The 26243-nt window shown below is 61.0% G+C and carries 25 protein-coding genes, 3 tRNA genes and 1 pseudogene; 16 read left to right on the forward strand and 13 right to left on the reverse strand.

What is annotated here, in order from left to right:
* Positions 1-21: 21 nt before the first annotated feature.
* On the reverse strand, positions 22-1521 hold the full coding sequence (locus tag sake_RS03515; protein WP_178945464.1) for a catalase: 1500 nt from the start codon (positions 1519-1521) through the stop codon (positions 22-24).
* Between the two features lie 50 nt (positions 1522-1571).
* Complete coding sequence (locus sake_RS03520; RefSeq protein WP_129359199.1) at positions 1572-2123, reverse strand: Fur family transcriptional regulator; 552 nt, start codon at positions 2121-2123, stop codon at positions 1572-1574.
* Positions 2124-2366: 243 nt separating this feature from the next.
* On the opposite strand from sake_RS03520, the gene htpX reads away from it, so the two are divergent.
* The gene (htpX, locus tag sake_RS03525) at positions 2367-3263 is read left to right on the forward strand and encodes a zinc metalloprotease HtpX (protein WP_129359201.1); all 897 of its coding nucleotides are present in this window, start codon (positions 2367-2369) and stop codon (positions 3261-3263) included.
* A gap of 33 nt (positions 3264-3296) precedes the next feature.
* Here the strand turns inward: htpX and sake_RS03530 are convergent, their stop codons facing one another.
* Complete coding sequence (locus sake_RS03530; RefSeq protein WP_129359203.1) at positions 3297-3788, reverse strand: YajQ family cyclic di-GMP-binding protein; 492 nt, start codon at positions 3786-3788, stop codon at positions 3297-3299.
* Positions 3789-3962: 174 nt separating this feature from the next.
* Between sake_RS03530 and sake_RS03535 the strand changes: the two genes are divergently transcribed.
* The 3 genes from sake_RS03535 to trxA all read left to right on the forward strand — a co-directional run bounded on the left by sake_RS03535 (position 3963) and on the right by trxA (position 5153).
* Entirely contained in the window at positions 3963-4286 is a 324-nt protein-coding gene (locus sake_RS03535) for a hypothetical protein (RefSeq protein WP_129359205.1), read from the forward strand.
* 184 nt (positions 4287-4470) lie between these two features.
* Positions 4471-4552 (forward strand) — tRNA-Tyr (locus tag sake_RS03540).
* 190 nt (positions 4553-4742) lie between these two features.
* Positions 4743-5153: a thioredoxin gene (gene trxA, locus sake_RS03545; protein WP_129359207.1), complete on the forward strand. Its 411-nt coding sequence runs from the start codon at positions 4743-4745 to the stop codon at positions 5151-5153.
* Between the two features lie 41 nt (positions 5154-5194).
* Here trxA and sake_RS03550 read toward each other — a convergent pair whose 3' ends face one another.
* Positions 5195-6196: a DNA-3-methyladenine glycosylase gene (locus tag sake_RS03550; protein WP_178945465.1), complete on the reverse strand. Its 1002-nt coding sequence runs from the start codon at positions 6194-6196 to the stop codon at positions 5195-5197.
* An 8-nt stretch (positions 6197-6204) separates the two neighbouring features.
* Complete coding sequence (locus sake_RS13520) at positions 6205-6336, reverse strand: hypothetical protein (protein ID WP_255411238.1); 132 nt, start codon at positions 6334-6336, stop codon at positions 6205-6207.
* On the opposite strand from sake_RS13520, the gene sake_RS03555 reads away from it, so the two are divergent.
* From sake_RS03555 to sake_RS03595, 9 genes are all read left to right on the forward strand, one after another.
* Positions 6335-7801 (forward strand): DUF2079 domain-containing protein, encoded by a 1467-nt coding sequence (locus sake_RS03555; protein WP_178945466.1) that lies wholly within the window; start codon positions 6335-6337, stop codon positions 7799-7801. The genes sake_RS13520 and sake_RS03555 overlap by 2 nt on opposite strands.
* A 279-nt stretch (positions 7802-8080) precedes the next feature.
* Entirely contained in the window at positions 8081-10009 is a 1929-nt protein-coding gene (locus sake_RS03560) for a DEAD/DEAH box helicase (protein WP_178945467.1), read from the forward strand.
* A gap of 80 nt (positions 10010-10089) precedes the next feature.
* Positions 10090-10161, forward strand: a tRNA-Thr gene (locus sake_RS03565).
* Between the two features lie 54 nt (positions 10162-10215).
* A tRNA-Met gene (locus sake_RS03570) sits at positions 10216-10289 on the forward strand.
* 270 nt (positions 10290-10559) lie between these two features.
* Positions 10560-11018 (forward strand): MaoC family dehydratase N-terminal domain-containing protein, encoded by a 459-nt coding sequence (locus tag sake_RS03575; RefSeq protein ID WP_129359215.1) that lies wholly within the window; start codon positions 10560-10562, stop codon positions 11016-11018.
* Positions 11019-11020: 2 nt separating this feature from the next.
* Positions 11021-11482: a MaoC family dehydratase gene (locus sake_RS03580; protein ID WP_129359217.1), complete on the forward strand. Its 462-nt coding sequence runs from the start codon at positions 11021-11023 to the stop codon at positions 11480-11482.
* 251 nt (positions 11483-11733) lie between these two features.
* Positions 11734-13059, forward strand: coding sequence for an MFS transporter (locus tag sake_RS03585; RefSeq protein WP_238147553.1), 1326 nt, complete (start codon positions 11734-11736; stop codon positions 13057-13059).
* A 51-nt stretch (positions 13060-13110) separates the two neighbouring features.
* Positions 13111-14199, forward strand: coding sequence for a UDP-N-acetylmuramate dehydrogenase (locus sake_RS03590; protein WP_178945468.1), 1089 nt, complete (start codon positions 13111-13113; stop codon positions 14197-14199).
* 212 nt (positions 14200-14411) lie between these two features.
* Positions 14412-14921 carry a PGPGW domain-containing protein gene (locus tag sake_RS03595; RefSeq protein WP_129359223.1) on the forward strand — a complete coding sequence of 170 codons (510 nt, stop codon included), beginning with the start codon at positions 14412-14414 and terminating at the stop codon, positions 14919-14921.
* Here sake_RS03595 and sake_RS03600 read toward each other — a convergent pair.
* The 8 genes and pseudogenes from sake_RS03600 to sake_RS03630 form a co-directional block, all read right to left on the reverse strand.
* Positions 14918-15373 carry a GntR family transcriptional regulator gene (locus sake_RS03600; RefSeq protein WP_238147554.1) on the reverse strand — a complete coding sequence of 152 codons (456 nt, stop codon included), beginning with the start codon at positions 15371-15373 and terminating at the stop codon, positions 14918-14920. The genes sake_RS03595 and sake_RS03600 overlap by 4 nt on opposite strands.
* A 9-nt stretch (positions 15374-15382) precedes the next feature.
* On the reverse strand, positions 15383-16522 hold the full coding sequence (asd, locus tag sake_RS03605; RefSeq protein WP_129359225.1) for an aspartate-semialdehyde dehydrogenase: 1140 nt from the start codon (positions 16520-16522) through the stop codon (positions 15383-15385).
* A gap of 113 nt (positions 16523-16635) precedes the next feature.
* The gene (locus sake_RS03610) at positions 16636-17256 is read right to left on the reverse strand and encodes a dihydrofolate reductase (RefSeq protein ID WP_129359227.1); all 621 of its coding nucleotides are present in this window, start codon (positions 17254-17256) and stop codon (positions 16636-16638) included.
* Positions 17253-18083 (reverse strand): thymidylate synthase, encoded by an 831-nt coding sequence (locus sake_RS03615; protein WP_178945469.1) that lies wholly within the window; start codon positions 18081-18083, stop codon positions 17253-17255. Before sake_RS03615 ends, sake_RS03610 begins: the two co-directional genes overlap by 4 nt.
* Positions 18073-19017 carry an NUDIX hydrolase gene (locus sake_RS03620; RefSeq protein ID WP_129359231.1) on the reverse strand — a complete coding sequence of 315 codons (945 nt, stop codon included), beginning with the start codon at positions 19015-19017 and terminating at the stop codon, positions 18073-18075. The genes sake_RS03615 and sake_RS03620 overlap by 11 nt, the downstream gene beginning before the upstream one ends.
* Positions 19018-19080: 63 nt before the next feature.
* A complete protein-coding gene (locus sake_RS13380) occupies positions 19081-21372 on the reverse strand; it encodes an RNA degradosome polyphosphate kinase (RefSeq protein ID WP_371811971.1) in 2292 nt (763 codons plus the stop codon).
* Between the two features lie 6 nt (positions 21373-21378).
* Positions 21379-22443: pseudogene (gene mshD / locus sake_RS13385) on the reverse strand (mycothiol synthase); the annotation flags it as partial.
* Positions 22444-22580: 137 nt separating this feature from the next.
* Positions 22581-23267, reverse strand: coding sequence for a response regulator transcription factor (locus sake_RS03630; protein ID WP_178945471.1), 687 nt, complete (start codon positions 23265-23267; stop codon positions 22581-22583).
* A gap of 277 nt (positions 23268-23544) precedes the next feature.
* On the opposite strand from sake_RS03630, the gene sake_RS03635 reads away from it, so the two are divergent.
* The 3 genes from sake_RS03635 to sake_RS03645 all read left to right on the forward strand — a co-directional run bounded on the left by sake_RS03635 (position 23545) and on the right by sake_RS03645 (position 26165).
* Positions 23545-24240 (forward strand): hypothetical protein, encoded by a 696-nt coding sequence (locus sake_RS03635; protein ID WP_129359237.1) that lies wholly within the window; start codon positions 23545-23547, stop codon positions 24238-24240.
* Between the two features lie 171 nt (positions 24241-24411).
* The gene (locus sake_RS03640) at positions 24412-25017 is read left to right on the forward strand and encodes an FABP family protein (RefSeq protein ID WP_178945472.1); all 606 of its coding nucleotides are present in this window, start codon (positions 24412-24414) and stop codon (positions 25015-25017) included.
* On the forward strand, positions 25014-26165 hold the full coding sequence (locus sake_RS03645; protein ID WP_178945473.1) for a folate-binding protein YgfZ: 1152 nt from the start codon (positions 25014-25016) through the stop codon (positions 26163-26165). The genes sake_RS03640 and sake_RS03645 overlap by 4 nt, the downstream gene beginning before the upstream one ends.
* The last annotated feature ends 78 nt before the right edge of the window (positions 26166-26243 follow it).

Consider the following 26243-nt stretch of genomic DNA (forward strand, 5'->3'; position numbering starts at 1 on the left):
ACGCTCAGAGGCAGCGCGTCATTATGCGCCGGGGACGTCGTCGCCCTCGTTCTGCTTGACTGCGGACTCGATGCGCTCGCCGACTTCCTGGTCGATGTTCTTCCAGTACTGGATGGCGTTGGAGAGAACCGGTTCCTCGCAATCACCGAGCATTCCGGCGACGGTCTCGATCAGGCGCTCGCGTGCGCCCTCGTCGTAGACCTCGCGGACCAAGGTGTGTGCCTGGCCGAAATCGTCATCCTCCGAGTGAAGAGTGTAGGCGGCCCGAACGAGCTCGCCATCGGATTCCCAACCATTCTCCACCGGGCCCTGCTCGTCCTGATATGCACGACCGTAAGAGTTCGGAGCGTAGACCGGAGCGTCACCACTGTGGTGGTACTCCATCTGGCCTTCCTTGTCGTACGAATTGGTGCTCACGAGAGGCGCGTTGACCGGCAACTGATTGAAGTTGGTTCCGATGCGGTTACGCTGTGCATCCGGGTAGGAAAACACGCGTCCCAACAGCATCTTGTCGGGGGATACGCCGGTTCCCGGAACCGTGTTCGAGGGGCTGAAGGCAGCCTGCTCGATCTCCGCGAAGTGGTTCCGCGGGTTGCGCGTCAGGGTGAAACGGCCGACGGGGATGCGCGGGTAGTCCTTCTGCGACCAGATCTTGGTCAGATCGAAGGGGTTGAACCGGTAGGTCTTGGCGTCCTCGTACGGCATGATCTGAATCTCGACTCGCCACGAAGGGTATTCGCCGCGTGCGATCGCGTCGAAGAGATCACGACGGTGGTAGTCGCCATCGGAGCCTGCGAGCTCTTCGGCTTCTTCGTTGGTCATGTTCTCCACACCCTGCTCGGTGAGGAAGTGGTACTTGACCCAGAACTTCTCGCCGGATTCGTTGACCAGCATGTAGGTGTGGGACGAGTAGCCGTTCATGTTGCGCCAGCTGCGGGGCAGACCACGGTCACCCATGAGGTAGGCGACCTGGTGGGCCGACTCGGGGGAGAGGCTCCAGAAGTCCCACTGCATGTTTGCACTGCGCAGGCCGGAGTCCGGGGTGCGCTTCTGGGAGTGAATGAAGTCGGGGAATTTCATGGGGTCGCGGACGAAGAACACCGGGGTGTTGTTGCCGACCATGTCGAAGTTGCCATCTTCGGTGTAGAACTTCAGCGCAAAGCCGCGGACGTCTCGCCACGTATCCGGCGAGCCGAGCTCGCCGGCCACGGTGGAGAAGCGAGCCAGCATCGGCGTCTTGGCACCCTTCTGCAGGAACTTCGCTTTGGTGTAGCGGCTGATGTCCTCGGTGATCTCGAGTTCGCCGAAAGCACCCGAACCCTTGGCGTGGGGGCTGCGTTCCGGCACGCGCTCGCGGTCAAAGCGTGCGAGCTTCTCGACGAGGGCGACATCGTGCAGCATCAGAGGGCCGTTGGGGCCCAATGACAATGAATTGGCATCGGACTCGCGAGGTGCGCCCGACTCGGTGGTCGAGGGCTTCGTCGGATCCGTGGTGCTCTGGTTCGAAACGAACTCAGTCATCTGTGATCTCCTTCTTTTGAATGTGCGTGGTTGTGTGGTGATTGCCGGACTCAGTGAGTGGTGAGCCCGGACAGATGTGGACCCGCGGCCGCTGCCGCAGAGTGTGGACCGTTCGCAGCGGTTGCGGCCCGTTCGGACTGACAATCGGCGCAGATTCCGCGGTAGACGACGTCGGCCGCGATGATCGTCATACCGTGGGCATCGCTTGGAGCCAAGCAAGGCGCTTCGCCGACAGCGCAGTCCACGTCCTCGACGCGGCCACAGACCACGCACAGGGCGTGGTGATGGTTGTCGGATGCTCGCGTCTCGTAGAGTGCCGGTGTGCTCGGCGGCTGGAATTTCCGCAGTAATTCGATCTCCGTGAGGTCCGCCAAAACGACGTACACGGACTGGACGGTGATATTCGGCAGTTCGTCCCGCACGTATTCGACGATGTCCTCCGCGGGGGAATGCTGGTTCCGGTGAACTGCGGACAACACCGCTAGACGTTGCTTGGTAACCCGCCGACCGTGGGAACGGAGTTCGCCGGACCAGTCGGCGCGCAAGTGATCGAGGGAGCTGCCCTCGGGCGCGTTGCTGGTATTTGGCTGAACCGATGTCATGTTCCTCAGTCTAGCGTTATTTTGAGTCGCTCACAATAAGAATTCCCTGTGGAAATTCATCGTGTCCACGTGTGCCCAAGCCAAGTCCAGATTTGGCAAGCTCTGCGGTTGGCCCTCGGAAAACACAGTCGTTTCAGGGCGCGAAGTGCTTTACAGTTGAACCATCTCGAGTCCCTGGGTGATTATTGCGCCCAGGGCTCAGCGCGCCAGAACCCACGGCCACGCAAGGAGATGCGCGGAAACATGCACAATCATTTCAATGGACTCAAAACCGTCCTTCTCATGGGCGGGATGTTCGGCGTCCTGCTCGCGGTCGGTGCCGTCCTCTCTGCAGGTAGTGGCAGCAGCATCTTCATCTGGTTGTTTGCCATCGGCGGCCTGATCGCGACCGCTGTCAGTTACTGGAACAGTGACAAGATCGCCATCGCGTCGATGCAGGCGCGCCCTGTTTCGAGAGAAGAAGCGCCGGGTATGTACCGGATCGTCGAAGAGCTCTCATCCAAGGCGAACCAGCCCATGCCCAAGTTGTTCATCGCGCCGACCATGTCGCCCAATGCTTTCGCGACAGGTCGCAATCCCGAGCATTCTGCCGTGTGCTGCACTGAGGGCATCCTGCAATTGCTCAATGAGAGGGAACTCCGAGGGGTCCTGGGCCACGAGCTCATGCACGTGTACAACCGGGACATCCTCACATCTTCGATTTCGGCGGCGATAGCCGGTGTGATCACCTCCGTCGCCCAAATCATGATGTTCTTCGGCGGGGCATTCGGCGGCCGTGAACGCGGTGGAAATCCCATTGCAGCGATCCTTATGGCGCTTCTGGCACCCTTGGCCGCGACGATCATCCAACTTGCGGTGAGCAGGACTCGCGAATACGACGCCGACCAGGACGGTGCTCAGCTGACCGATGACCCGTTGGCGCTCGCCTCGGCGCTCCGAAAGCTTCAGCAGGGAACTCAGCAGGTCCCGATGGACCCGGAGAACCAGAGAACGGTCAATGCGGCTCACATGATGATTGCCAATCCGTTCCGCATGGCCCAAGCCCAGAATCTGTTTTCAACGCACCCTCCGATGGACAAGCGCATTGCCCGACTCGAGAATATGGCTGGTTACGGCGGAAACGCCCCGCGTTATAACTAACGCGAGGCGTTGACGCCGAAATGCCGGTGATACCTACCGGTAGTTCACGAACTGAAGATCCACGTCGAGGTCCGCGGACTTGAGGGTCGCCATCACGTCTTGGAGATCGTCCCGAGATTTGGACGAAACTCGCAGCTCGTCCCCTTGAATGGTCGCCTTCACACCTTTGGGGCCCTCGTCCCGGATCAGCTTGGAGATCTTTTTCGCTTGGTCCTGAGCGATACCCTCCTTGATTGAGGATTCGATGCGGTACTCCTTGCCGGAAGCGAACGGCTCGCCCGCGTCGAGGGACTTGAGTGATATTCCGCGTTTGACGAGCTTGGACTTGAAGACGTCGAGGACCGCCTTGGCGCGTTCTTCTGAATTCGCCTTGATCAGGATCTTTTCTCCCGAAAAATCGATGGAGGCTCCGACTCCGCGGAAGTCGTATCGCTGGGAAACCTCCTTGGCTGCCTGGTTGAGAGCGTTGGACACTTCCTGCGTGTCGACCTTGCTGACAATGTCGAATGAGGATTCGCTGGCCACGGTGGACTCCTATCGTCGAGGAATGGGATCGGTCCCAGCTTAAAGCACGTGTGCCCCGTGCTCGGACGGGTTCAAAGTGACGATGCCGCACTGTGAGACAACCTGGACTGAATCGTTATCGAATCGTCATCTGATTCCGGTGGTCCTCACAGGTATGCGTCCCAGACTGGAATCATGAACACCACCTCGAGATTCAATGGCGGCCCCCGTGGTTCGCGTGCCAACGTCACGAAACGGTATGTCTCGGATCTGACCACATACCGTTCAACGTCCAACCGCTCGGTCATCATCTCGCATGGTCGCAGGTCCGTCGTGAGTGATGGCGAGGCCGGGCAGAGGCTCGTCAATCCCGAGCTCCTTCATCGGCTCGCCGGGGTTCGTGAAGATCTTGAAGCTTCACTGGCCCGAGGAGAGATCACCCAGGACCAACTCGAAAAGTTCCTGGCGCGCATGGAGAGTCGGCTTCTCGAAGAGCAGGCCGCGTCCCCGACCGCCTAGATTGGGGCGAATCCGTGGCTGGCAGGAGGCCCTGACGCGGGACCGCAAGAGTGTGGTTGATCACAAAGCCTTCGGAATACGGTAGGCGGTTTGTGTATCTCGCGAGTCTTTGGGTACTGTTGAACCCGCTCCCGTTGACGGGAGCGCGGTTCCTTACGGTCCTTCTGGGATCGAGGGAATGCTCGGCAGGTTACCCGAGCGGCCAAAGGGGGCTGACTGTAAATCAGCTGGCACTGCCTACGGGGGTTCGAATCCCTCACCTGCCACCGCTGCGCACAAGCCGTGAACTCGATCGTCAGTTCACGGCTTGTTTGCTTTTAACGCCCACATCGCCCGCGCGGCCGGGGGCGAAGCTCATATGCATATCGCCACCCGGTTTTTTGCTACCCCGCCGTTCTGTGAGCTATTGGTGAAAGTCTTTGGGCCGGTTGGCGCGCAATATGTAGTGTCTACGCCATGGCGACTATTGAACTGACGCAAGAGAATCTCAACGACACGATCGGGAACAACGACATCGTCCTGGTCGATTTCTGGGCCGAATGGTGTGGGCCCTGCAAGCAGTTCGCCCCCGTCTTCGAGTCCGCTTCGGAGAAGTACGAGGACGTCGTGTTCGGCAAGGTCGATACCGAGGACCAGCAGCAGCTGGCAGCTGCAGCCGGGATCACCTCGATTCCGACTCTCATGGCTTTCCGCGAGCAGACGCTCGTCTTTGCACAACCGGGTGCCCTCAACGGGTCTCAGCTGGAGCAGGTCATCGAGGCCGTCCAAGGCCTCGACATGGACGAAGTCCGCGAGCAGATTGCCCAAGCCGAAAAGGAAGCGGCCCAGCAGGAGAGCCAGCCCGGCGGGGACCCCGGCCAGGCCTAACCATTCAGGGGCGCCTGCGCCCCGGTGACCAAAGACTTCAATCAACCGGCGAGAGACCGAGGGGCAACCCTCGGTCCTCGCCGGGGCTCTTTAACGCCGGATAGCCCGAGCATCCGCACAACTCGTTGGCGGTTCCCGGCCCACGGCTTGAGGAGCTCGAGCATGCGAGTGTCGTCCCCCCGCTTTCCTTCCAGCGCAAAACAGACACCGTGCGCCACATGGTAATCACCTACGCTGACGGCGTCGGCCAATCCGTGTGACCTTTGCATGGCTTCCGCAATGGTCCATGGCCCGACTCCGCGGATTCCTGCCAGTCCGCGGGCTACGGACCCCGGGTCTGCCGTCGCGGTCAGGTCGATCAGGGCGGGAGCGTTATCGGCGACGCGCCGTATCGCATCGGCCCGGTGTGCGTCGACGCCGGCCCGCCGCCACTCCCACGATGGAATGGACAACCATTTCCTGGGAGTCGGGAAGACTGACATGCCTTCGGGCAATGAGGCGACCCCCGGTGGGCTGGGCGGTGGGGCGGAACCGTTTCGGCGAACGAGCCGTTGCCAAGCGCCTATTGCTTCGCTTCCGGTCACTCTCTGTTCGAAAACGGCCGTGACCGTTTGTTTGAAAACCCACCCCGTAGCGCTGAGCCGCAAACCAGGTTTGAGACGATACGCAGAGCGAGCGTGGTGCGGAATAAGTGAGAATTCGGCAGATGCAGCAAAGGTCGACCAGTCGTCGTCGAGCCCGGTGAGGCGATCGGCGGAAGCCAGGAACTGTTCGACTTCTCGAGGCTCCTCGCCCCACGCGACGATGTCGATCGGCGCCCAAGCCACCAGTCCCGAGGTAGCGACCTGCTCGAGGACCGCGGCGACGCCTGAGCCTTCGTGCTCCGGGGCGCGCGCGGTCATGAATACCCGAGTCCGGCCAGGTGCGGATTCCACGTAGACTGTCGGATCGTGCTTCCCGCGCCTCAGGACCGATAGAGTCCGCGCAAGATCCGCGGGTGCCTGAGGCACCAGGCGCCGTTCGGATGCATATACGGTGGACATGCGGTCCATCATCGCATGACGAAACGGTCTGTTCCGACGCGCCAGAGATCCGAATCCACGACAGTCTGCAGGTCATCCACGATGAGTAGTTCCTCGCCGGTTCGCTCCGTCGGTCGTCGAATCTCCGTATCGCGAGTCATGCCTCGTACACCGGGGCGTTGGCACCCCAAGGTCGTCGCCGCTCTGATGGGAACTGTTTCCCTGGCTGTCTATGTATTCATGTCCTTGCAGCAGTGGGGGAGGATGCAGACGCCGTCCTGGGACTTGGCTATTTTCGCCCAAGCGGCCAAGCAGTATGCGAGTTTCTCAGCCCCGATCGTGGATATCAAGGGGGCCGGGTTCAACCTGCTGGGGGATCACTTCCACCCGATTCTTGTCCTCTTGGGGCCCCTGTACGCCATGTCGCCATCGGGCCTTACCCTCATGGTCGTCCAAGACGCCTTGCTGGCGACTGCTGTGGCGGTTTTCGGTTGGTTTGGAACGCGCCACTTGGGCGTTCTGCGTGGCGTGTGCCTTTCGCTGGGGTTCGCGCTGAGTTTCGGTGTACTCGAAGGAATCCGCGTGCAGTTTCATGAGGTATCTTTCGCAATACCCTTGATGAGCCTGGCGTTGTGCTACCTGTCCACGGGGCGGTTGCGAGCGGCGGTTCTGTGGTCCGTCCCGTTGGTCTTCGTCAAAGAGGACCTTGGCGTTTCGACGGCTATGATCGGACTGCTCGTCACGGCACGATCGGCCCGCGGAAGAGGGCTCGGCGTTCGGGCGGGCCGCATCGTGAATATCCGGACGTTGTGCACAGGGAATGCCCGACGGGGGATGGGGCTCATGCTCTGGGGCTTTGCTTGGAGTGCGCTCGCGGTTTTCGTGATCCTTCCTTGGCTGAACCCGCACGGTCAATTTGCGTACGGGGACAAAGTGGACATTGTGGGTGCCGTCGCCGATCCCCTGCAGTCTTTCGGCCTGATGTTCTACCCTTGGGTCAAAACACAAACCCTGATGATCCTTGTGGTCACAGGAGCCGGAGCCTTTCTTCGTTCGCCGCTCGTCTGGGTCGGCGTTCCAACGCTGGCGTGGCGATTTCTGTCCAACAATTCGGGCTACTGGGATCCGACATGGCATTACAACCTTGTGCTGATGCCTATCCTCTTCGCAGCGGTTTTCGACGCCGCGTTGCGGACCAGGGCGGTACGAGGGGGTGTGCTCCGACGAGCTGTTGAACGCATGGCAACCGTGGGACCGGTTCTGTCCGCAGTGGTCGGGCTGGTTCTGGTGCCGTATTCTCCCTTGGCCGCGACGATCGAGACTGCACAGGCGCCGCTGCCGGAGAATGTCGACGCCAAACAGCGCGCGATCCGTGTGGTTCCCGAGGGCACGAGCGTGGCCAGCGATCTTTCGGTTCTCACGTACTTAGTCCCTCGGCACGACGTTCGGTGGATAGGGACGAAGGGTGACCCGGCCCCCGAATTCATCGTCCTGGACCAGGCGTCGGGAACCTGGAACGGCCCCGGTGCGAAGGGGCCGACAACTGAGGCCGAGGCTCGCTACGGGTCGGAGTACACGATCGCCTTTGACAACGATGGGCTCGTGGTGCTCCAGCGCTCTTGGTGAGCGATACGTCACCAACGAGCGGCAAAACTCGTTCAATACGGTAAAGTAGACATCAATACCGGGATTCCCCGTTTTGTGCCGAGTCAGTCCTGAACTGATAGAAGGACCCGGCCGTTGCATGACGTGTAATAGCTCGCCGCCGTGCTCACCGAAATTCACTGATCTACGAGATCGGTAGAGGTGCGCCCATAGGAGGAACATTCGGCCCTGAAAACTCAGGGCGTGTTCGCGGGCAGATTCAAGGGGACATAACCGGCCGCCGTCCATGAGGGACGGTGCGTGCAACCCCAACCCCATAAGGACCAATTGGTGACTGAAACCAACCAGACCCTGCCCGAAATCTCCTCGAACACCGCTGCCGAGACGGTAGAAGCCGAGGACAACTCCGTAAAATTCACTGACCTGGGCCTCGACGGCCGAGTGCTCGCCTCGCTCGAAAAGGTCGGCTACGAGAAGCCTTCTCCGATTCAGGCCGAGACGATTCCGTTGCTGCTCGAAGGGCGCGACGTCGTCGGCCTGGCGCAGACAGGTACCGGCAAGACCGCAGCATTTGCTGTCCCTGCCCTGTCCCATCTCGCCGAGCTCTCTGATGTGAACGGCCCCAACCGCGACACCCAGGTGCTCGTCCTCGCTCCGACCCGTGAGCTCGCCTTGCAGGTCGGCGAGGCGTTCTCCTCCTACGCGAGCGAAATGCCTGATTTCACGGTTCTGCCGGTTTACGGCGGATCTCCTTACGGCCCTCAGCTGGCAGGACTGCGCCGCGGTGCGCAGGTCGTCGTCGGAACCCCCGGTCGTGTGATCGACCACCTCAAGCGCGGGTCGCTCGACCTTTCGAATATCAAGCACCTTGTGCTTGACGAGGCGGACGAAATGCTTCGCATGGGCTTTGCCGAAGACGTCGAGCAGATCCTGGCGAAAACCCCCAAGACCAAGCAGGTCGCTCTGTTCTCGGCGACCATGCCCAAAACCATCCGCAAACTCGCGGAAAAGTACCTCAATGACCCCATTGAGGTGCGCGTCGAGTCCAAAACCACCACCGCGGCCAATATCCGTCAGCGGTACATGCAGGTCATGCACTCCCACAAGCTGGATGCCATGACCCGCGTGCTCGAGGTCGAGGAGTACGACGGCGTCATCGCATTCGTGCGTACCAAGAAGGAAACCGAAGAGGTCGCTGAGAAGCTCAAGGCCCGTGGATTCCAGGCCGCCGCCATCAACGGCGATATCCCGCAGAACCTGCGGGAGCGCACCGTGCAGTCGTTGCGTGACGGACGCGTGGACATTCTCGTTGCGACGGACGTTGCGGCTCGCGGCCTCGACGTCGAGCGCATCAGCCTCGTGGTCAACTTCGACATCCCGCACGACACCGAATCCTACGTCCACCGTATTGGTCGTACCGGCCGTGCGGGCCGTGCGGGTGAGGCGATCCTGTTCATGACGCCACGCGAGAAGTACCTGTTGCGCCAGATCGAGAAGGCGACGCGCCAAAAGGTCGAGCCGATGCACATGCCGACCGCGGACGATGTCAATGCGAATCGCCTGCAGCGCTTCGCACAGCAGATCACCGACACCATCGAGTCCGAAGACCTGACCGTCTTCAAGGAACTCGTTGAGAAGTACGAAAACGAGCACGATGTTCCGGCGCAGGATATTGCGGCCGCCATTGCAGTGATCGCTCAGAACGGCCGTTCTTTCCTCGTGGACGAACTGCCGACCAAGACGGCAAGCCGTGGGCGCGAAGAACGCGGCGATCGTGGTGATCGTGGAGGGCGCCCGGAGCGCGGTGGACGCAAACGTAGTGACGAAGGCCTGACCACGTACAAGATTCAGGTCGGACACGAGCAGCGAGTCTCACCCGGCTCGATCGTGGGAGCGCTTACGAACGAAGGCGGCCTCGACGGTTCTCAGGTCGGCAACATCGACATCCGTGGCGGATTCTCGCTGGTCGACTTGCCCGAGAACCTGAACATCAACGAATTCCGGAATATCCAGATCAATGGAAACACGATCGACATTGAACCGGATCGTGGTGGCGGTCAGAACCGGGGCGGAGGAAACCGTGGTGGTGGCTTCCGTAGCGACCGCGGAGGACGCGGCGGATACCGCGGAGACCGTGGGGGCCGTGGCGGCCCTCGTGAGGACCGTGGTGGCTTCCGTGGCGACCGGAACGACCGGGGTGCGCGCAAGGGTGGATTCAGGAAGTTTTAAGACCCTCACGGACCTGTGAGGAACGGCACTCTGTACGGATTTGTCGGACTATCCGCCTGACTGTATAGTTTTATGTCGTTGCCCCGATAGCTCAGTGGTAGAGCGCCATCTTGGTAAGATGGAGGTCCCGGGATCGATTCCCGGTCGGGGCTCTCATGTTGAGGGCCTGCGTGGAGCACTTGCTTTACGTGGGCGCTTTCATGCTTGGCGGTGTAGCTCAGCTGGTTAGAGCGCACGACTCATAATCGTGAGGTCGACGGATCGAGCCCGTCCACCGCTACAACAAGTCCCGTTCGACTCGCTCAGCCGGTCCGGACGGGATTTTTTGTTGATATGCCGGTTAGCCCATGACCTCTCCGGATTTCTTGTGAGGTTATTCCAAGGCTTTGGCCGGTGCCCTTCACCGGAACGGTCAAGGCGGCCGCGGGCGGACACGAACTCCGGTGTGCGACAGTTCCGCAGAAACCACGAGTCCAAAGAAGCGGTGGTACGAGCTGCCGGTAATGTGGTTTTCGATAACCATCTACGCACCACTTCAGCAAGGAGTACCATGTCTGAACATCAGGGCATTGCCGAAGACCTCCAGGGGCGTGTTTACTCGAACGCTCCGGTCTATTCGGTGTCCCGGGAAAAGATCCGCGAATTCTCACGGGCGGTGAAAGCCGAGTCCCGCGCTCACTTCGATGTCGAGTCGGCTCGGGAACTCGGGTATGCGGACCTGGTCGCGCCGGCGACTTTCGCTATTATCGTCAGTCAGGCCGCCGATGCCGAACTCATCCAGGACCCGACCGCCGGGATCGACTTTTCACGAGTAGTTCACGCCGACCAGCGTTTTACGCACCACCGCGCCATCGTCGCCGGAGACGAGCTTTCAGCAACTGTCTACGTCGACGCCGTCCGGGGCATGGGGGCCGGAGCAATGGTGACCACGCGCGAAGAAATAGTAGACGAGAAGGGCGAACCGGTAGCTACCGCGGTTTCTTCACTTCTCGTCCGGGGTGAGGAGTAGCTATGCAGAAGCCGACTGTTGAGTCCATCGAAAAGGGCCAGGTCATCGGATCGCGCGAGATCCACGTGACCCGGGCGGATCTTGTCCGATATGCGGGGGCCAGTGGTGACTTCAACCCGATCCACTGGAACGAACGCTTCGCTAGCTCCGTCGGGCTGCCCGGCGTGATCGCTCACGGTATGTTCACGATGGGAGCCGCGGTGCAGATCGTGACCGACTGGGTAGGGGACCCTGGCCGGATCGTCGACTACCAGACCCGATTCACCAAGCCCGTTCTCGTCCCGGACGCGCAGGGCGACCATACGCCGGACACCGGCGGAAACATCATTACTGTGGAAGGCAAGATCGGGGCCGTGGACGCAGAAAACGGTACGGCTCGTGTCGACCTCGCGGTTTCGGCCCCCGACGTGGAGGGCAAGACCCAGAAGGTCCTGGTCAAGGCCCAAGCAATCGTTCGTTTGTAAAACTTCGCCGTATATCCGATGTCTCTTGACTGAGCACGGGGTGCTCGTCTGGAATTAAGAACCGACGCGATAACGTGCCGGCCCTTTCCCCTTGAAGGTTGTAAGACTCTTTCTCGCAGGGGGCCAGGGGCGGCACGTTTATTTTTTCTCGCGTTCCATCACACCATCCGCACGCGCTTCGCACGGAAAGAGGCTCGCTTATCAAGGCTCAGCAGATCTCCACGCGCTCCTGGTTCTATGCTGTTCTCGGCGTGTACTTGGCCAGTGGGCTGTCCATTTCCGCTTGGCTTGTGCGCGTTCCCGCGATCGCACAAGAGCTCGACCTCAGCGCAGGTCCGCTGGGAATTCTGTTGTTGTCCCAGACTCTCGGCGCGTTCCTGTCCGTATCGGCCTCGGGCATGGTCGTGATGAAGCTCGGTGCGCAGAAGACGCTCTGGCTAACGTTCGTCTTCATGATGCTCGGGGGCCTTGGTCTCGCCGTGGGCGTTTCTTTCCTGCACTCCGTCCTCGTTGCTGGAATCGGGTTGGCGCTATTCGGACTGGGCCAAGCCACCTTCTCCGTCGCGGCCAATGTGCAAGGCGCCGCCGTCGAGCGTGCACTGAAGAAGCAGCGTATGCCGTTGATGCACGGCTGCTTCTCGGTCGGTACGGTCATCGGTTCGGTCGTCGGTACCGCGATGACTGCGATGGACGTCTCGGTCTTCTGGCACATGTTGAGCGTTTACGTGGTCGTGATCGTCCTGGTCGCCGTGGCGATGCGTTACACACGCCACGAGGGCGAGGACATCCAACCGGGGACCACCGGCCTGATGGCGATCGTCGACTCCGGCCACGGGACGTTCTCAGTTCGGCACGCTTGGTCCGAGAAGCGGACCGTCCTCCTCGGGATCTTCGTTCTCGGCATGGCGCTTGCGGAGGGCTCGGCCAATGACTGGGTCGCGTTGGCCCTGACCAACGGGTACGGAGCGAGCGCGTCAGTCGGTGCCATCGGCTATGGGCTCTTCGTGACCGCAATGACGACCGGACGGCTTCTTGGCACCGGACTCCTGAACGTCTACGGGCGCATCATGGTGATGCGGATTGCTTGCGTTCTCGCCGTGATCGGTTTGGGGACGTTCGTTGTCTCTCCGTGGATCGGGCTTGGGATGGTCGCGATTTTCGTATGGGGCATCGGTGCAGCACTCGGCTTCCCCGTAGGGATGTCGGCGGCCGCGGACGACCCGGTGCGGGCCTCCGCGAGGGTCTCCGTGGTTTCGACGATCGGATACGGCGCCTTCCTGGGCGGTCCGCCCCTTCTCGGAGTCCTCGGGGAAGCCCTCGGAGTCCGCAACGGCCTCGCCGTCGTACTCCTTCTGGTGATCGTGTCCCTGTGCCTCGTGCCGCAGCTACGCACACCCGAAAAGGCTCGCCGGCGGACCGCTGAACATTCAGAGGACGACTCGACCGCCCATTGGATCAACCAGCCCGATGCCGGCCCCACCACAGAGAAGCCGGGAAACTCGGCGCCGCAGATGAGCATGGAAGAGGCTCTTCGCGAGAGGCAATCCCACGACGGAGCCGACGAAGAGGAAGACTAGCGTGCCTTGCGCGGTCTGGGATGCACCTGCAGGCTGGTTAGACTGGAGGGCGTGACTGAGACCCTTTTGAGCGAATTGACGACCCTTGGCGTGGGCGGCCCTGCCCGACGCTACGTGCGAGCAGAAAATGACGACGAGATCGTGAACGCCGTCCAAGAAGCCGATCACGCGGGGGAACGCGTTCTCGTGCTGGGTGGCGGGTCCAACCTGGTGGTCGGCGACGCCGGATTCGATGGGACCGTCCTCCACATCGCTTCGCGCGGCACGGACGTCGTCGCCGATGACGATGGCCGCGTGACTCTTCGCAGCGCGGCGGGCGAACCTTGGGACGGTCTGGTTCGTCACAGCGTGGAATTGGGATTGAGCGGACTCGAAACGCTCTCGGGAATCCCCGGGATCACCGGGGCGACCCCCGTGCAGAATGTCGGTGCATACGGCACAGAGATCTCGCAGCATTTTCGTGCCGCCCGCGTATACGACCGCAAAACACGGCAACGGCTGACGTTTACGGGTGATGACCTGGATTTCGCGTATCGTACTTCGATGCTGAAACGAGAGATCCACGACGGCTCACCGAGGTATGTTGTTCTCTCCGTGGATTTCGCGCTCGAGTCCAACCCCCTCTCGCAGCCGATTCGCTACACGGAGCTTGCCCAGCGCCTAGGCGTCGAAGTCGGGGACCGGGCGGAGGCGAAAACAGTCAGAGAAACCGTGCTCGGGCTCCGAGCGGGCAAAGGCATGGTCCTCGACCCCCGGGATCGGGACACATTCAGTACAGGATCCTTCTTCACGAACCCCATCATCGCGGCAGAGACTCAAGAACAGGTGCCGGATGACGCCCCGCGTTACCCGGTGCTCGACCCTTCCGGGCAGGTCGATGAGTCGAAGACCAAGCTTTCGGCGGCATGGCTCATTCAGCACGCCGGCTTCGACAAAGGCTACGGCTTGGAGGGTGATTCCGTGTCCGTCGCTGGGGGGCGGGTTTCCTTGTCGACCAAACACACACTCGCGATCACAAATCGCGGGGGAGCGCGTGCGGAAGACGTCGTGGCGATCGCCCGCGCTGTCCGTGATGGGGTTCGCGAAAAGTTCGGGGTAACCCTTGAAGCAGAGCCCGTTCTGGTGGGCACACACCTCTAGCTCGGGGAATTTCTTCTCATTATCTCGGGCAAATCACAGGTGAAAACGAGATACTCGATGTTCAACGCATAAGGATTCGCCGAACATGGCGACTCCTCGTGTTCTGGCTACTAAGCTGGAGAACAGGAAAAGCAGGTCCGCGGGGCGTGCGGCCCCGTGACGGGCCCGTGCGATCACCGCACCGAATTCCGTCCAGGAGCAGGGGGTGCCCCGTGGGAATCGAGAAAGAAATCGAGCAAGGCCAGCGAGAGGGCCGGTTGCATCACGCTTTGTACCGTTTCCGGGAATTCACCGGTCGCCACCCCGTGCTGCGTTTATTGCACAAGGTAGTCGTCTCTGCGGTGGGCGGAGTGATTGTGCTCGCCGGCGTCATCATGTTGGTGACTCCGGGTCCGGGCTGGCTTGCGATCTTCTTGGGCTTGGGGGTATTGGCGACCGAATACCCGATCATTCATCGCTTCAACCAGTGGGCCAAGTCAAAGGTCGTCGCGGTGTGGCACCGATTCACTGCATGGCGAGCAGCGCGTGCGCTCCGCCGTGAGCGTACCCAGGAGCAGAGAGCCCGAGCACGCATCGCCAAGAAGCAACACAAGGAATTCTTGGACGCTCAGTTCAGGCGAAGCCACAACTGTGCCCCGCACCGCCCGACGAGTTCGCCTGGGCTGGTACTGCCTCATGCACAAGGGCGTACACGGCGTATCCGCCGTGTCCCCAAGGTCTAGGGGTGTTCGTCCAGAGGGGACGTCTCGTCAATCACCCGTCGTAGCAATGCTTCGGCCTCGTTCTGGTGCAACCCAATGTTCTCCAGATCCGCCAGAAACTTGTGGGTGATCTTGAGGGCCTTTTCCTCCAAGCCGGAACCCGCGCGCACGAAGCTTCCGGCGCGCCCTTTCGTCTCGACGACGCCAGCGGCCTCCAGCTCCTTGTAGGCCTTGGCCACCGTGTTATTGGCCAGGTGAAGCGAAGCGGCAAGTTTGCGGACCGGTGGCAACCGTGTTCCGGATCCGAGTTCTCCGGTGTGTCTCGCCTCGACGACGCGGCGTCGTAGTTGGGCGTACGGAGGAACCCCCGAGTCCAGGCGAACGGCAAAGAATTCGCGCGCTGCGGCGTCGTCATTCCAATCGATGTTCTTCGGGGTGATCGACCCAGTGTCCTTGGGTTCCCGGTCCGGCACGACGAGCTCCTACAACGTTCCAGTAGCGATATTCAGCATGCGACGGAGGGGTTCTGCCGCTCCCCACAACAACTGGTCTCCGACGGTAAAGGCCGAGATGTACTCCGGACCCATTGCCAGCTTGCGGATACGGCCCACGGGAATCGAGAGCGTTCCCGACGCCGCGACCGGAGTCAGGGCGTCCATGGTCGCTTCCTTTGTATTGGGAATGACCCTTGACCATTCGTTGTCCTGATCGATGATGTGCTCGATTTCTTCGACAGGCAGGTCATCGGTCAACTTGATGGTGAGCGCTTGGGAATGAGAGCGCATGGCCGCAATGCGCACGCACAAGCCGTCCATGATCACTCGCTCGTCGTCCGAGAGACCCAGAATTTTGTTGGTCTCCGCGTCCGCCTTCCATTCCTCGCGGGACTGACCGTTGCCCAGGTCCGCATCGATCCACGGGATGAGAGAGCCGGCCAGGGGCACACCGAACTGTTGCGTGTCCAGGTCACCGGAGCGCTGCATGTCAAGCGCCGTCCGGTCGATGTCCAGAATCGCCGATGCGGGATCGTCAAGCTCTGCGGAGACCGCCCCGGCAATGTCCCGAAAGCCCTTGAGGACCTCCCGCATGTGGCGGGCGCCGCCGCCGGAAGCTGCCTGATAGGTCATGGCCGTGGTCCACTCGACGAGCCCCTCCCGGAAGAGTCCGCCCAAGCCCATGAGCAGGCAGGAGACCGTGCAATTTCCGCCGACGAAATCCTTGATCCCGCGATCCAGCCCCCGATCGATGACGTCGCGGTTGACGGGGTCCAGGACGATGACGGAGTCGTCATTCATGCGCAACGTCGACGCCGCATCGATCCAGAGACCGTCCCAGCCGCGCTCGCGCAACTTGGAATGGACGGCCTTGGTGTAGTCACCGCCTTGGGCGGTCACGATGATGGGGAGTTCGGCGAGCTCATCGATGTCGTACGCGTCCTTGAGCGTGCCGCCCTCCGGCGCGCCCTGATACTGGGGTGCGGGCCCGCCCGCGTTGGACGTCGAGAAGAATACCGGGGTGATTCCCTGGAAGTCCTTCTCTTCCTCCATGCGCTTCATGAGAACTGAACCCACCATGCCGCGCCAACCGACAAAACCTACCGAATCTCCGGACTGAAAAGCCATGTTGTCCAGTGTAGCGAGAGTCGCGACATCTGGTCTCATGTGCGTGACATACGTCAATCCGGGATTGTCATCTGGTGACCTTGGTTCCGGACCCAGGGCCAGAGAAGGGGAGACTATCTCCGGTACTCGAGGAACCGGAAGGGAACGGGCCTCGGTTGAAGCGTGCCGGAGGGACCGGCAACTTTGCCTCGTTCATCTATGCCGCCGGTCGCTTCCTCGACGTGCCACTCAGCTCCCAGCTCCGGAGCCTTGCGGTCTCCCGCGACGTCGATGTCCAGCTCGGTGACCAACACGCGGGTCACTCGGCCGTCGAGGACTCCGGGCACAGCCCTCAACTGAAGAATTTGTTCGTAGAGATGCGAACCGCCGATGACCCACAAATCCTCCCCAGAACGGGGAGCTCGTCGGGCCGTTTCGAGGGCCTTGGCGAGGTCACTGGTCCAGAGCGCACCGTCGTGATAGGCGAGGCCGGTCACAGGGTCGGCAGGGGAAGGCAAAGTCCGGGTGAGGACGATATTGGTTCGTTCGGGCAGAGGGCGAAACCGCGCAGGGAAGGACTCCCACGTCGTACGGCCCATGACGACCGGCCCGCCCGAGGTTGCGCGTTTGAAGAACGCCAGGTCAGAAGGGACCGACCAGGGCATTGAGCCCTGGCGCCCGATGATTCGTCCTCGAGCTTGCGCCCAAATGGCCGATAATCGTGGCATTGAGTCGTTCGGAACACTCTCGCTCATACCGCGATGGGAGCCTTGATCGACGGATGGGGATCGTAGCCTTGAACCGTGAGATCTTCGTACTCGTACAGGTCGATCGAGTCACGGTGCGAGATGTTCAACGTCGGATAGGGCCTGGGTTCGCGGGAGAGTTGTAATTCCACTTGATCGCGGTGGTTGTCGTAGATATGGCAGTCCCCACCGGTCCAGACGAACTCTCCGGGACTCAAACCCACCTGGTCGGAAACCAGACGAGTCAGCAAAGCGTATGAGGCGATATTGAACGGAACTCCCAAAAACATATCGGCCGAGCGCTGATACAGCTGACAGGACAGCCTATCCGGACCGCCCTCTACGGGTTCGACGTAGAACTGGAACAGGGCGTGGCAAGGCGGCAACGCCATCTCGTCGACCTCGGCGGGGTTCCACGCGCTGACAATGTGTCTCCGAGAGTACGGGCTCGCCTTCAACGATTCGATGACCTTGGCTATTTGGTCGATGGACTCGCCGCTCGGAGTCGGCCAGGAGCGCCATTGCGCACCGTAGACCGGACCCAGATCCCCGTTCTCGTCGGCCCACTCGTCCCAAATATGAACATTGCGATCCTGCAACCACCGAACGTTGGTCGAACCGCGGAGGAACCACAACAACTCGAGTGCCACGGCCTTGAACCGAACATTCTTGGTGGTCAGCAAAGGGAAGGAAACCGATAGGTCGTACCGCATCTGTCGTCCGAAAACCGATGTGGTACCGGTTCCGGTGCGGTCCCCCCGATGGTTGCCGTGGGCCAGGATGTCCCGCAACAAGTCTTCATAGGGAGTGGGTACGGAGGGAGAGTCAGTCGTCAAAAGGATCAATCTTTTCTACGGAGATAACGCGTTCACGGTGCTTCAGACTGATGTTGAGCACCAACATCTGCCCGGGTGTCAGGTATGGATCCTTGGCCGGCAGGGTATCGCGCAGATCCTTGGGGAGGTGGTGATTGATCACTTTGAGGATCGTCGGCAGTACCGGCCGATGGGTGCACAGGACCGTCGAATGATGAGATTCGAAAAGCGCTTCCATGAGCTTGGCCGCTTTTGCCGGCTTGCGTTTGTGCTCCGCCTCGGTGAGCCGGTTCTTTTCCTTGATGCTCAGCCCATTGGCTTTCGCATAACCGGCGACCGTTTGCATACACCGCAACCACGGACTGGAAACGATTTTTCCTGGTTTCCATGCGTCGAGCAAACGCCAGACGGCGTGCGCCTGTCGTTTTCCGGTCGCGGCCAACGGCCGGTCACTTTCCGCGCGCGACCACGTGGATCGGGGCTTGGCCTTGGCGTGTCGGACCACGATGAGTTGGCGAGTCCGGAGGTCTCCTGACTCGTACAACTCGAGTAACCGGTCGAGAGGGTACCTGTCGGACGAATTGGTCAGGGCCTCGCGGGCAGCACTCGGGCTCACCCATTCGAGTCGGTCCACCTCGCCTTTGTCTTCCCGCGCCTTCTTTCCAACGGGGATCTCCGCGGCCCAGTAGTGGACATCCTTTTTGCCGCGCGAAACCTTGTACGTGGTCTTGGCGAGGGGCGGACCCAGGGTGATCTTGAGGCCGACCTCCTCATGCACCTCGCGGACGGCGGTCTCCGGGATGGATTCACCGTCATCCTGTTTTCCTTTCGGCCATGACCAGTCGTCGTACTTCGGGCGGTGGATGATCAGGACCTCGAGGCCCGCGCTTGCCTCGCGCCAACAGATGGCACCAGCAGCTATGACTGCCGGGGAACTTTTCGAATGGTCTGACATCGAGAATGAATCCTTCGGTGCGGAGCGAACGTGATGCGTGGTCGAATTCGGATGGAGCCTCGGCTACTGGCCCGGGTACATTCCTCGTTTGGCCCGGGACTCCAGGAGCCAGGACTGAATATCTCGGAGGGGTGTTCCGTCCTCCGCCCGTGAGAAGCGTGTCCACTTGCCGTCCGAGCTGAGATGCCAGTTGGCAGTCTTCTCGGAGATGTACATGGCCATCACTCCCATAAGGTACCGGATATGCACTGGATCCTTGATGCGCACAAGCGCTTCGACCCGGCGATCCAAGTTTCGGTGCATCATATCCGCCGAACCTATGTATGCCACGGGCTTGCCACCGTTCTCGAAGGTGAAAACCCTCGAGTGTTCGAGGAAACGGCCCAGGATCGAGCGCACCTTGATGTTCTCGGACAGCCCAGGCACCCCAGGCCGCAGGGCGCAAATGCCACGCACGACAATGTTGACTTCGACTCCAGCTTGCGAGGCGCGGTACAACGAATCGATGATGGCCTCGTCCACCATCGAATTGCACTTGATCTGAATTTGGGCATTCAATCCAGCGCGCTTGTGGGCGATCTCGCGATTGATGCGGTCGATCAGTCCCGACCGCAAGGACCGGGGCGCAACCAACAAGGATTTGTAGGCCGTCTTGGGAGCGTAACCGGAGAGCTGATTGAACAAGCGCGAGACGTCTTCTGCGACCTGAGAGTCACAGGTCAGCAGTCCCAGATCTTCGTAGAAGCGCGCGGTGGACGGATGGTAATTTCCCGTCCCGATGTGGCAGTAACGGCGCAGGCCGTCGGACTCCTGACGAACTACAAGGGAGAGCTTGCAGTGCGTCTTGAGCCCCACGATCCCGTAGACCACGTGAACGCCGGCTTCCTCGAGCTTGCGAGCCCAGGAAATATTTGCCTGCTCATCGAATCGAGCCTTGATCTCAACCACGGCCAAGACCTGTTTGCCGGCTTCCGCCGCTTCGATGAGTGCGTCAACAATGGGGGAGTCGCCCGAAGTCCGGTAGAGCGTCTGCTTGATCGCCATGACTTGAGGGTCGGAGGCCGCTTGTTCCAAGAAAGCCTGAACACTCGTGGCAAAGGAATCATAAGGATGCTGGAGAAGTACGTCGTGCTCGCGCGTTGCCGAGAACACGTCTGCCGCCTTGGCCGTTTCCGCCGCGTTGAGGAACCGACTGGTATGAGCGATGTGCTTCGGGTAGTGCAGCGCGGGGCGATTGACCTTGACGATGCTGGACATGCCCCTCAGATCCAGGGGCGCCGGCAGGCGGTATACCTCGGAATCGTCGACCCTGAGTTCCGAGACCAAAAGATCCAGGATTGCCGGGTTGATGGTGTCTTCGACCTCCAGCCGGACCGGCGGCCCAAAACGGCGACGCAGAAGCTCTTTCTCCAGGGCCTGGAGGAGGTTCTCCGCATCGTCCTCTTCGACCTCGAGGTCTTCGTTGCGCGTGACGCGGAAGACATGGTGCCCGACGACTTCCATGCCCGGGAAAAGCTGATCGAGATGTTCGGCGATGATGGCCTCGAGGGGGATGAACCGCGCGGTTCTGGACGGAGAATTGGCGTTCCTCGAGCCATCGACGGAAATCATCCGATCCAATTGGTCCGGAACCTTGATCCTCGCGAACAGTTCTTTGCCGGTCTGAGGGTTCCGAACGATGACCGCCAGGTTCAGCGACAAGCCGGAGATATACGGGAAAGGGTGTGCCGGGTCCACGGCCAGCGGGGTGAGGATCGGGAAGACTCTCTCCCGGAACTGGGCGGTGAGTCGCTCCTTGGCCTGGCCCTCGAGATCGTCCCAACCGACGATGTGGAGTTTCGCGTTCTCGAGCTCGGGAAGAACCTTCTGATGAAAGACTTCGGCATGGCGCTGTTGCAGCCGGTGAGCGGACTCGCTGATCAGCTCCATCTGCTCGTCCGGGGTAAGCCCTGAGGCCGAGGGGACAGCGATACCTGTGGCAATGCGACGTTTGAGTCCTGCAACACGGACCATGAAGAACTCGTCGAGGTTTGACGCGACGATCGACAGAAAATTGAGCCGCTCCAGCAAGTAGAGCGAGGGGTCTTCGGCCAATTCGAGGACACGCGTGTTGAAGTCCAGCCACGACGCTTCCCGGTCAGCGAATCGTTCCGGGCCGAAATCTCCCTGAAGCAACGGCGTCGAAAATTGTTCCGGTGCATCGATGCGATCCCCACGCGTTTCCGCACGTTCGATCTTGGCGATGTTGGTGGACTGGCCCGGCTGGGTCAGATTGTTCTGACCCGAATCGGTGGATGGCTCGGGCTTCGCGAGGGTTTCTTCCTCGTCCGAAACGGCCGAGGACGGCGCATACATGGTGTCGACGTCCCACGGACGGAAACCCAGTGACTCATACAGTCCAACTGCCGCGGAATTGTCAGCGTCGACATAGAGAACGATGGCATCGAGCGGCGTTTCCGAGGGGTCGTCTTGTTCGCCGAATTGCGCCAGGTAGTCCATCCCGACCAGGGTCAGGATCCGCCCCAGACCAGTTCCTTGTGCATCCGGGGAGACCCCAACGGCATAGACCTCGCCTTCACGGGACCCATTGGCTTGTTCTTCGATCTTGGTCCAGTGGAATCCCAAGAGCGCGGGTTTTCCGCTGGAATCCTGCTCGGACTCGGCGAGGAAGAAACCTTCCGGACGGAACCATGATTCTTTCTGGCGGGCCTGAAGATCTTCCAGCCCGAGTTGTCCCTGCTCCGGGTGGTCCGCGAAAGCACGTGCGTTGAGGCGCACCCATGCTTCGGCATCGGAATCCTGGAAGGTCCGGATGTGTACAGGCGGTTCCGGTGCGTGTTTCTCGGCTTCCTCTTTGATGGAACGTCGTGACTGCGGTGTGAGGTTGAGGCGCATTTTCCAGAGCTCACGCACGGGAACGTAATCGAAGCTGTTGGCGAGAGAGACTGCGGCCAAAGGTGCTGAGTAGTCACGGGTTTTGTCGGCGACGCCGGACCCGTGTATCCACACCCGATACTTGTTGACGTCTTCCCCGAGTCCTTGGTCTCCAAGGAGGAACTCCGCGATGGCTCGGCCGAGGCCTTCTCCGCGATGGCCCGGAGCGACGGCACCCTCGACCGTGCCGTTCGACTCAGCCTCGTCGGGGGCTGCTGCAACCGCGACACCAACGAGGTTCTCGTCTTCGTAAGCGGTTATGACAATGGGGGCCGATGCATCCTGGCGGTTCTGTTCGGCAGCCCGCCGAAGTTGAACCAGGGTCTGTTCGGAGAACGGGTTGGCACCGTCCTGTGAATGGACACGCTGGACAAGGGCCTCCACGTGCCGGACAAGCTCCGGATACGGACGTGTTCTATCCACGGAGTATCGAGAAGTCGCATTTCCGGGCGCTGAATTCACCGCGTACCTACCCAATCCGAGTCGCTTCATTATCGGCGGTGTCGTGACGCCGCCGTGTCACCTTCCACTCTACAAGCAGGGCCTTTAGCCCCGCAGACGCGCGATGCCCTGAACGCTCAACTGTGGATGAACTTTTTGGCCCTGGCGTCAACCACGGCCGAGAGACCCTATTCCTCGGCCGGATGCCGCAATTCCGTGAGGCTGTATCCCACATTCCGGACCGTGGTAATCAACTGGTCATGATCAGGTCCAAGTTTTGCGCGCAAACGGCGAACATGGACATCGACCGTCCTGGTTCCGCCGTAATAGTCATACCCCCAGACCTCGGACAGCAGCTGGGCCCGCGTAAAAACTCGTCCGGAATTCTGGACCATGAACTTCAGTAGTTCAAACTCCTTGTAGGTCAGATTCAAGGTATGGGATCCGGCCTTGGCCGAATAGGAAGCTTCATCCACGACGATGTCTCCGCAGCGTATGACGTCTTCATCCAGGATGCCTTCGTTTGCTTTGACCCCCGCCAGGCGTATGCGCGCTTCGACTTCTGCGGGTCCCGCAGCGGCCAAGAGGATGTCATCCACGAGCCATGAGGGAGAGACCGCGGCCATGCCGCCTTCACTGAGAACCATGATGATGGGGTTTTCGAGACCGGTTCCCTTGAGCAACTGCGCGGTATTGCGGGCGGTGAGCAAGGCTTCCCGGCCATCGAGAAAAACCAGGTCGGCCGCTCGGGACTCGATCTCCGAAACCGAAGCTGACGTCGGACGCACCTCGGTCTCATGCGCGAGAAGCCCGAGCGAGGGAACTATATCCGAGCAGGGACCAGGCGCATCGCTCAACACGAGGATCTTGACCATCGGCGTCGTCCTTCCGGATTACTCATGCGCACCGGATAAGGCTGTCCGGGAGCGCTCTGTCAAAGCGCGATACCGACAATATGCGTCCACCGCGCGGGAGAGGGCTCCGTTGCCTTTTGTCGGTCAGTATAGGCAAGTCTCCGTCAGGAACCGCCATGCTACGTTTCGTTGCCCCGACCCAACCGGTGGCTAGACTGAGGACGAAAGACCGATCGGCAGCTTTCGACGACTACACCTGCCGAACCCGGCAAGCCGTTGAAAGACCCTGGAGGAATTTGTGGCGCACAGCGATGTGTCTCCTGGCACCCACGCGTTGCGAACCGTTGGGACGGAGGGCAAGCAACGCTATTGGCTCGTGGCCGCATCGAGCGTCGTCGCCCTCGTCGTTTCCCTGTTGGGCGCGATCCTGCAACCCTGGGTCTCGCTTTTCGCGACCGTGCTGATGGTCGCGATCATAGCCTGGGGCTGGCCTGCCGCCTCGGGTATCGCTGAGTGGAGAGGACGCAAGAACGTCCTGTCCCACAGCGCTATTTTCGCGGCTTGCGGTTGGGCCAGTTGTGCTCTGGTCTTCCTAGCCCCCATGGGAAAATTGCTCACGCTGCTTCCCGCAGTGGTGGCAATAGGCGTCGTCGTGGCCTTCATGGTCGAACTCGCTCGCGGCGAAGGTGCCCCCGCCCGTCTCGAATCAACGATCACCGCTGCGGTTGGGGTGCTAACCTCCGTGAGCGCCTCGGGCTGGGTCGGTATGTCACTGCTTCATCATGAAGCACAGGCGAGCGTCATCGTGTGGGGCGCCGGTTTGGTCCTCGCGCTGTGCATCGGAGCCGTCGGGGCCCGCATGATTGCGGCAGGGCCGGAAGACGGTCCTCGACGAGGTGCCATGACACTGGGCGTAACCCCGGTCGCGTTCTTGGGGATTCTGGGGTATGCGGGCGCGTTCCTCATCAATCGCGTGATAACTTGGGTTTCATGATCATTGCACTCGAAATCCTGTTCCTGACTCTCTTGGGACTGGCATCGCTGTCGATCGCAGGTTGCGCTGTGCTCGTTATTGGCGGTCTTTTCCGGGGCCAGAAGTAAAGCAACATTTATCGTCAGTAGCCCGGGCATGGATGCTCGGGCTTTTGGCGTTTAAGATGGACTCATGCCTATTGAAATCCCCACGGATCTAACCCCCGAACTCGTCCCTTTCGCCTGGCTCCTCGGCCATTGGGAGGGAGTGGGCGTGCTGGGTTACGCCGACGCCGAGGAACGCCAATTCGGCCAGATCGTCGACTTCAGCCATAGTGGCCTGCCTTATCTCGAGTACAGGGCTGAGTCCTATCTTCTGGACGACGAGGGAAACAGAACTCGCCCCATCAAAGTGGAGACCGGGTTCTGGCAGCTGGATCGCAAGCTGGGAGAGAAGGACTTAGGCCCGGGCCTGCTTCCTGGTGCGGAAGAGCCCGCCCTGTCGACTGCTGCCGACGTCGAGAAGCTCCGCAACGCGGACCAGGGCTTCGACATTCTGGCAACTATCAATCACCCGGGCGGGGTCAGCGAATTGTATGTCGGAGCCATCGAGGGGCCCCGCGTCCAAATGGCGACCGATGCCGTGATGCGCGGAGCGAATGCCAAGGAATACACTGCGGCGTCGCGCATGTTCGGCCTCGTCAACGGGGAGTTGATGTGGGCATGGGACATGGCTGCGGCTGGGCAGAAAATGGGTTCGCATGCTTCGGCTCGACTTCGCAAGACGGAGGTCTCATGACCAATTACTCATCACCGGTGCTGAAGGTGCACGGCGCGGTCGAAGCCGCGGGTTGCGACGACGGCGTCGCCGCTCACTACGGAGACCCCACGAGGGAGCAACGTTGGCTCGAACGGTCTTCGGGGGAGCGCCCGGTCGTTGTCGACCTGTCCCATCGGGGAGTGGTTTCAGTCGCGGGCGAGGACCGAGCCAGCTGGCTCACGACTCTTTCATCCCAGGTCATCGATGGATTGCCGGCTGGAGCGAGCACCGAGACCACCCTTCTCTCGGCGCAAGGACGCATTGAATACCAGCCCCATGTGGTGGTCGGCCCGGAAAAGGTCTGGCTGATCGTCGAGGCGGGACAGCAAGAAGGCCTTGTGGGTTTCCTCGATTCGATGCGGTTCATGCTTCGTGTAGAGGTCTCCGACGAGACGGACGACTTCGCGGTGATCGGCTCGACATCGGATATTCGAGGCAGGTCGGGAATCGCCTCAGACGCTCCGGTCTGGGAGGACCCGTGGCCCAGGGTAGGCCCGGGCGGCACCTCCTATGCGGAGGCCGAGAATCATCCCGGTCAGTCATGGAGCTATTGGGAGACCTTGATACCCCGCGGCGACTTGGCTTCTCTCGACGTCGAGTGGGTCGGCATCTGGGCCCTGGAAGCATTGCGCATCGAAGCTTGGCGTCCCCGTTTCGCGACCGAGGTGGACGAACGCACGATTCCGCACGAGCTTGATCTCATGCGAACCGCGGTGCACATGTCGAAGGGCTGCTACAAAGGCCAGGAGACGATCGCTCGGGTCCACAACCTGGGCCATCCTCCTCGCCGCCTCGTGTTCTTGGATCTGGACGGTTCCGAACACACGCTTCCTGTCCGAGGCTCGGAGATCTTCGTGGAAGGCGGTAGGCGCTCTGTCGGTCGGGTCACGAGCGTGGCCCTGCACCATGAGTCGGGTCCGATCGCTCTGGCCGTCGTCAAGCGGAGCGTGGACCCGGATTCCCGGCTGATCGTCCGTGACACGTCCTCCCACGTCGCGCCCGGGGAATCGCCTGATCGGGAGGCCGAACCCGTGTCGGTCGAGTACGCAGCCGCGCAGACCGTTGTGGTCAGTCCCGATGCCGGGCAAGCGGTCGGGCGACGCAATCGAAACGATTTTCTGCGCTGATTAGCCGGCCGTGCCCCGCAGTTCTCCGGCAGGAGGACTTTCCTAGGAACAAAAAATCAAGCGCCGCACCCTTGAGGG

Source organism: Kocuria sp. TGY1127_2, from assembly GCF_013394385.1.
Lineage (GTDB): Bacteria > Actinomycetota > Actinomycetes > Actinomycetales > Micrococcaceae > Rothia.

Bases quoted from the DNA above. Each gene is read 5' to 3' on its own strand.
- sake_RS03515 (WP_178945464.1), bottom strand. From the start codon at position 1,521: ATGACTGAGTTCGTTTCGAACCAGAGCACCACGGATCCGACGAAGCCC.
- sake_RS03520 (WP_129359199.1), bottom strand. From the start codon at position 2,123: ATGACATCGGTTCAGCCAAATACCAGCAACGCGCCCGAGGGCAGCTCC.
- htpX (WP_129359201.1), top strand. From the start codon at position 2,367: ATGCACAATCATTTCAATGGACTCAAAACCGTCCTTCTCATGGGCGGG.
- sake_RS03535 (WP_129359205.1), top strand. From the start codon at position 3,963: ATGAACACCACCTCGAGATTCAATGGCGGCCCCCGTGGTTCGCGTGCC.
- trxA (WP_129359207.1), top strand. From the start codon at position 4,743: ATGGCGACTATTGAACTGACGCAAGAGAATCTCAACGACACGATCGGG.
- sake_RS03550 (WP_178945465.1), bottom strand. From the start codon at position 6,196: ATGTCCACCGTATATGCATCCGAACGGCGCCTGGTGCCTCAGGCACCC.
- sake_RS03555 (WP_178945466.1), top strand. From the start codon at position 6,335: ATGCCTCGTACACCGGGGCGTTGGCACCCCAAGGTCGTCGCCGCTCTG.
- sake_RS13520 (WP_255411238.1), bottom strand. From the start codon at position 6,336: ATGACTCGCGATACGGAGATTCGACGACCGACGGAGCGAACCGGCGAG.
- sake_RS03575 (WP_129359215.1), top strand. From the start codon at position 10,560: ATGTCTGAACATCAGGGCATTGCCGAAGACCTCCAGGGGCGTGTTTAC.
- sake_RS03580 (WP_129359217.1), top strand. From the start codon at position 11,021: ATGCAGAAGCCGACTGTTGAGTCCATCGAAAAGGGCCAGGTCATCGGA.
- asd (WP_129359225.1), bottom strand. From the start codon at position 16,522: ATGGCTTTTCAGTCCGGAGATTCGGTAGGTTTTGTCGGTTGGCGCGGC.
- sake_RS03610 (WP_129359227.1), bottom strand. From the start codon at position 17,256: ATGAGCGAGAGTGTTCCGAACGACTCAATGCCACGATTATCGGCCATT.
- sake_RS03620 (WP_129359231.1), bottom strand. From the start codon at position 19,017: ATGTCAGACCATTCGAAAAGTTCCCCGGCAGTCATAGCTGCTGGTGCC.
- sake_RS13380 (WP_371811971.1), bottom strand. From the start codon at position 21,372: ATGTATGCGCCGTCCTCGGCCGTTTCGGACGAGGAAGAAACCCTCGCG.
- sake_RS03630 (WP_178945471.1), bottom strand. From the start codon at position 23,267: ATGGTCAAGATCCTCGTGTTGAGCGATGCGCCTGGTCCCTGCTCGGAT.
- sake_RS03640 (WP_178945472.1), top strand. From the start codon at position 24,412: ATGCCTATTGAAATCCCCACGGATCTAACCCCCGAACTCGTCCCTTTC.
- sake_RS03645 (WP_178945473.1), top strand. From the start codon at position 25,014: ATGACCAATTACTCATCACCGGTGCTGAAGGTGCACGGCGCGGTCGAA.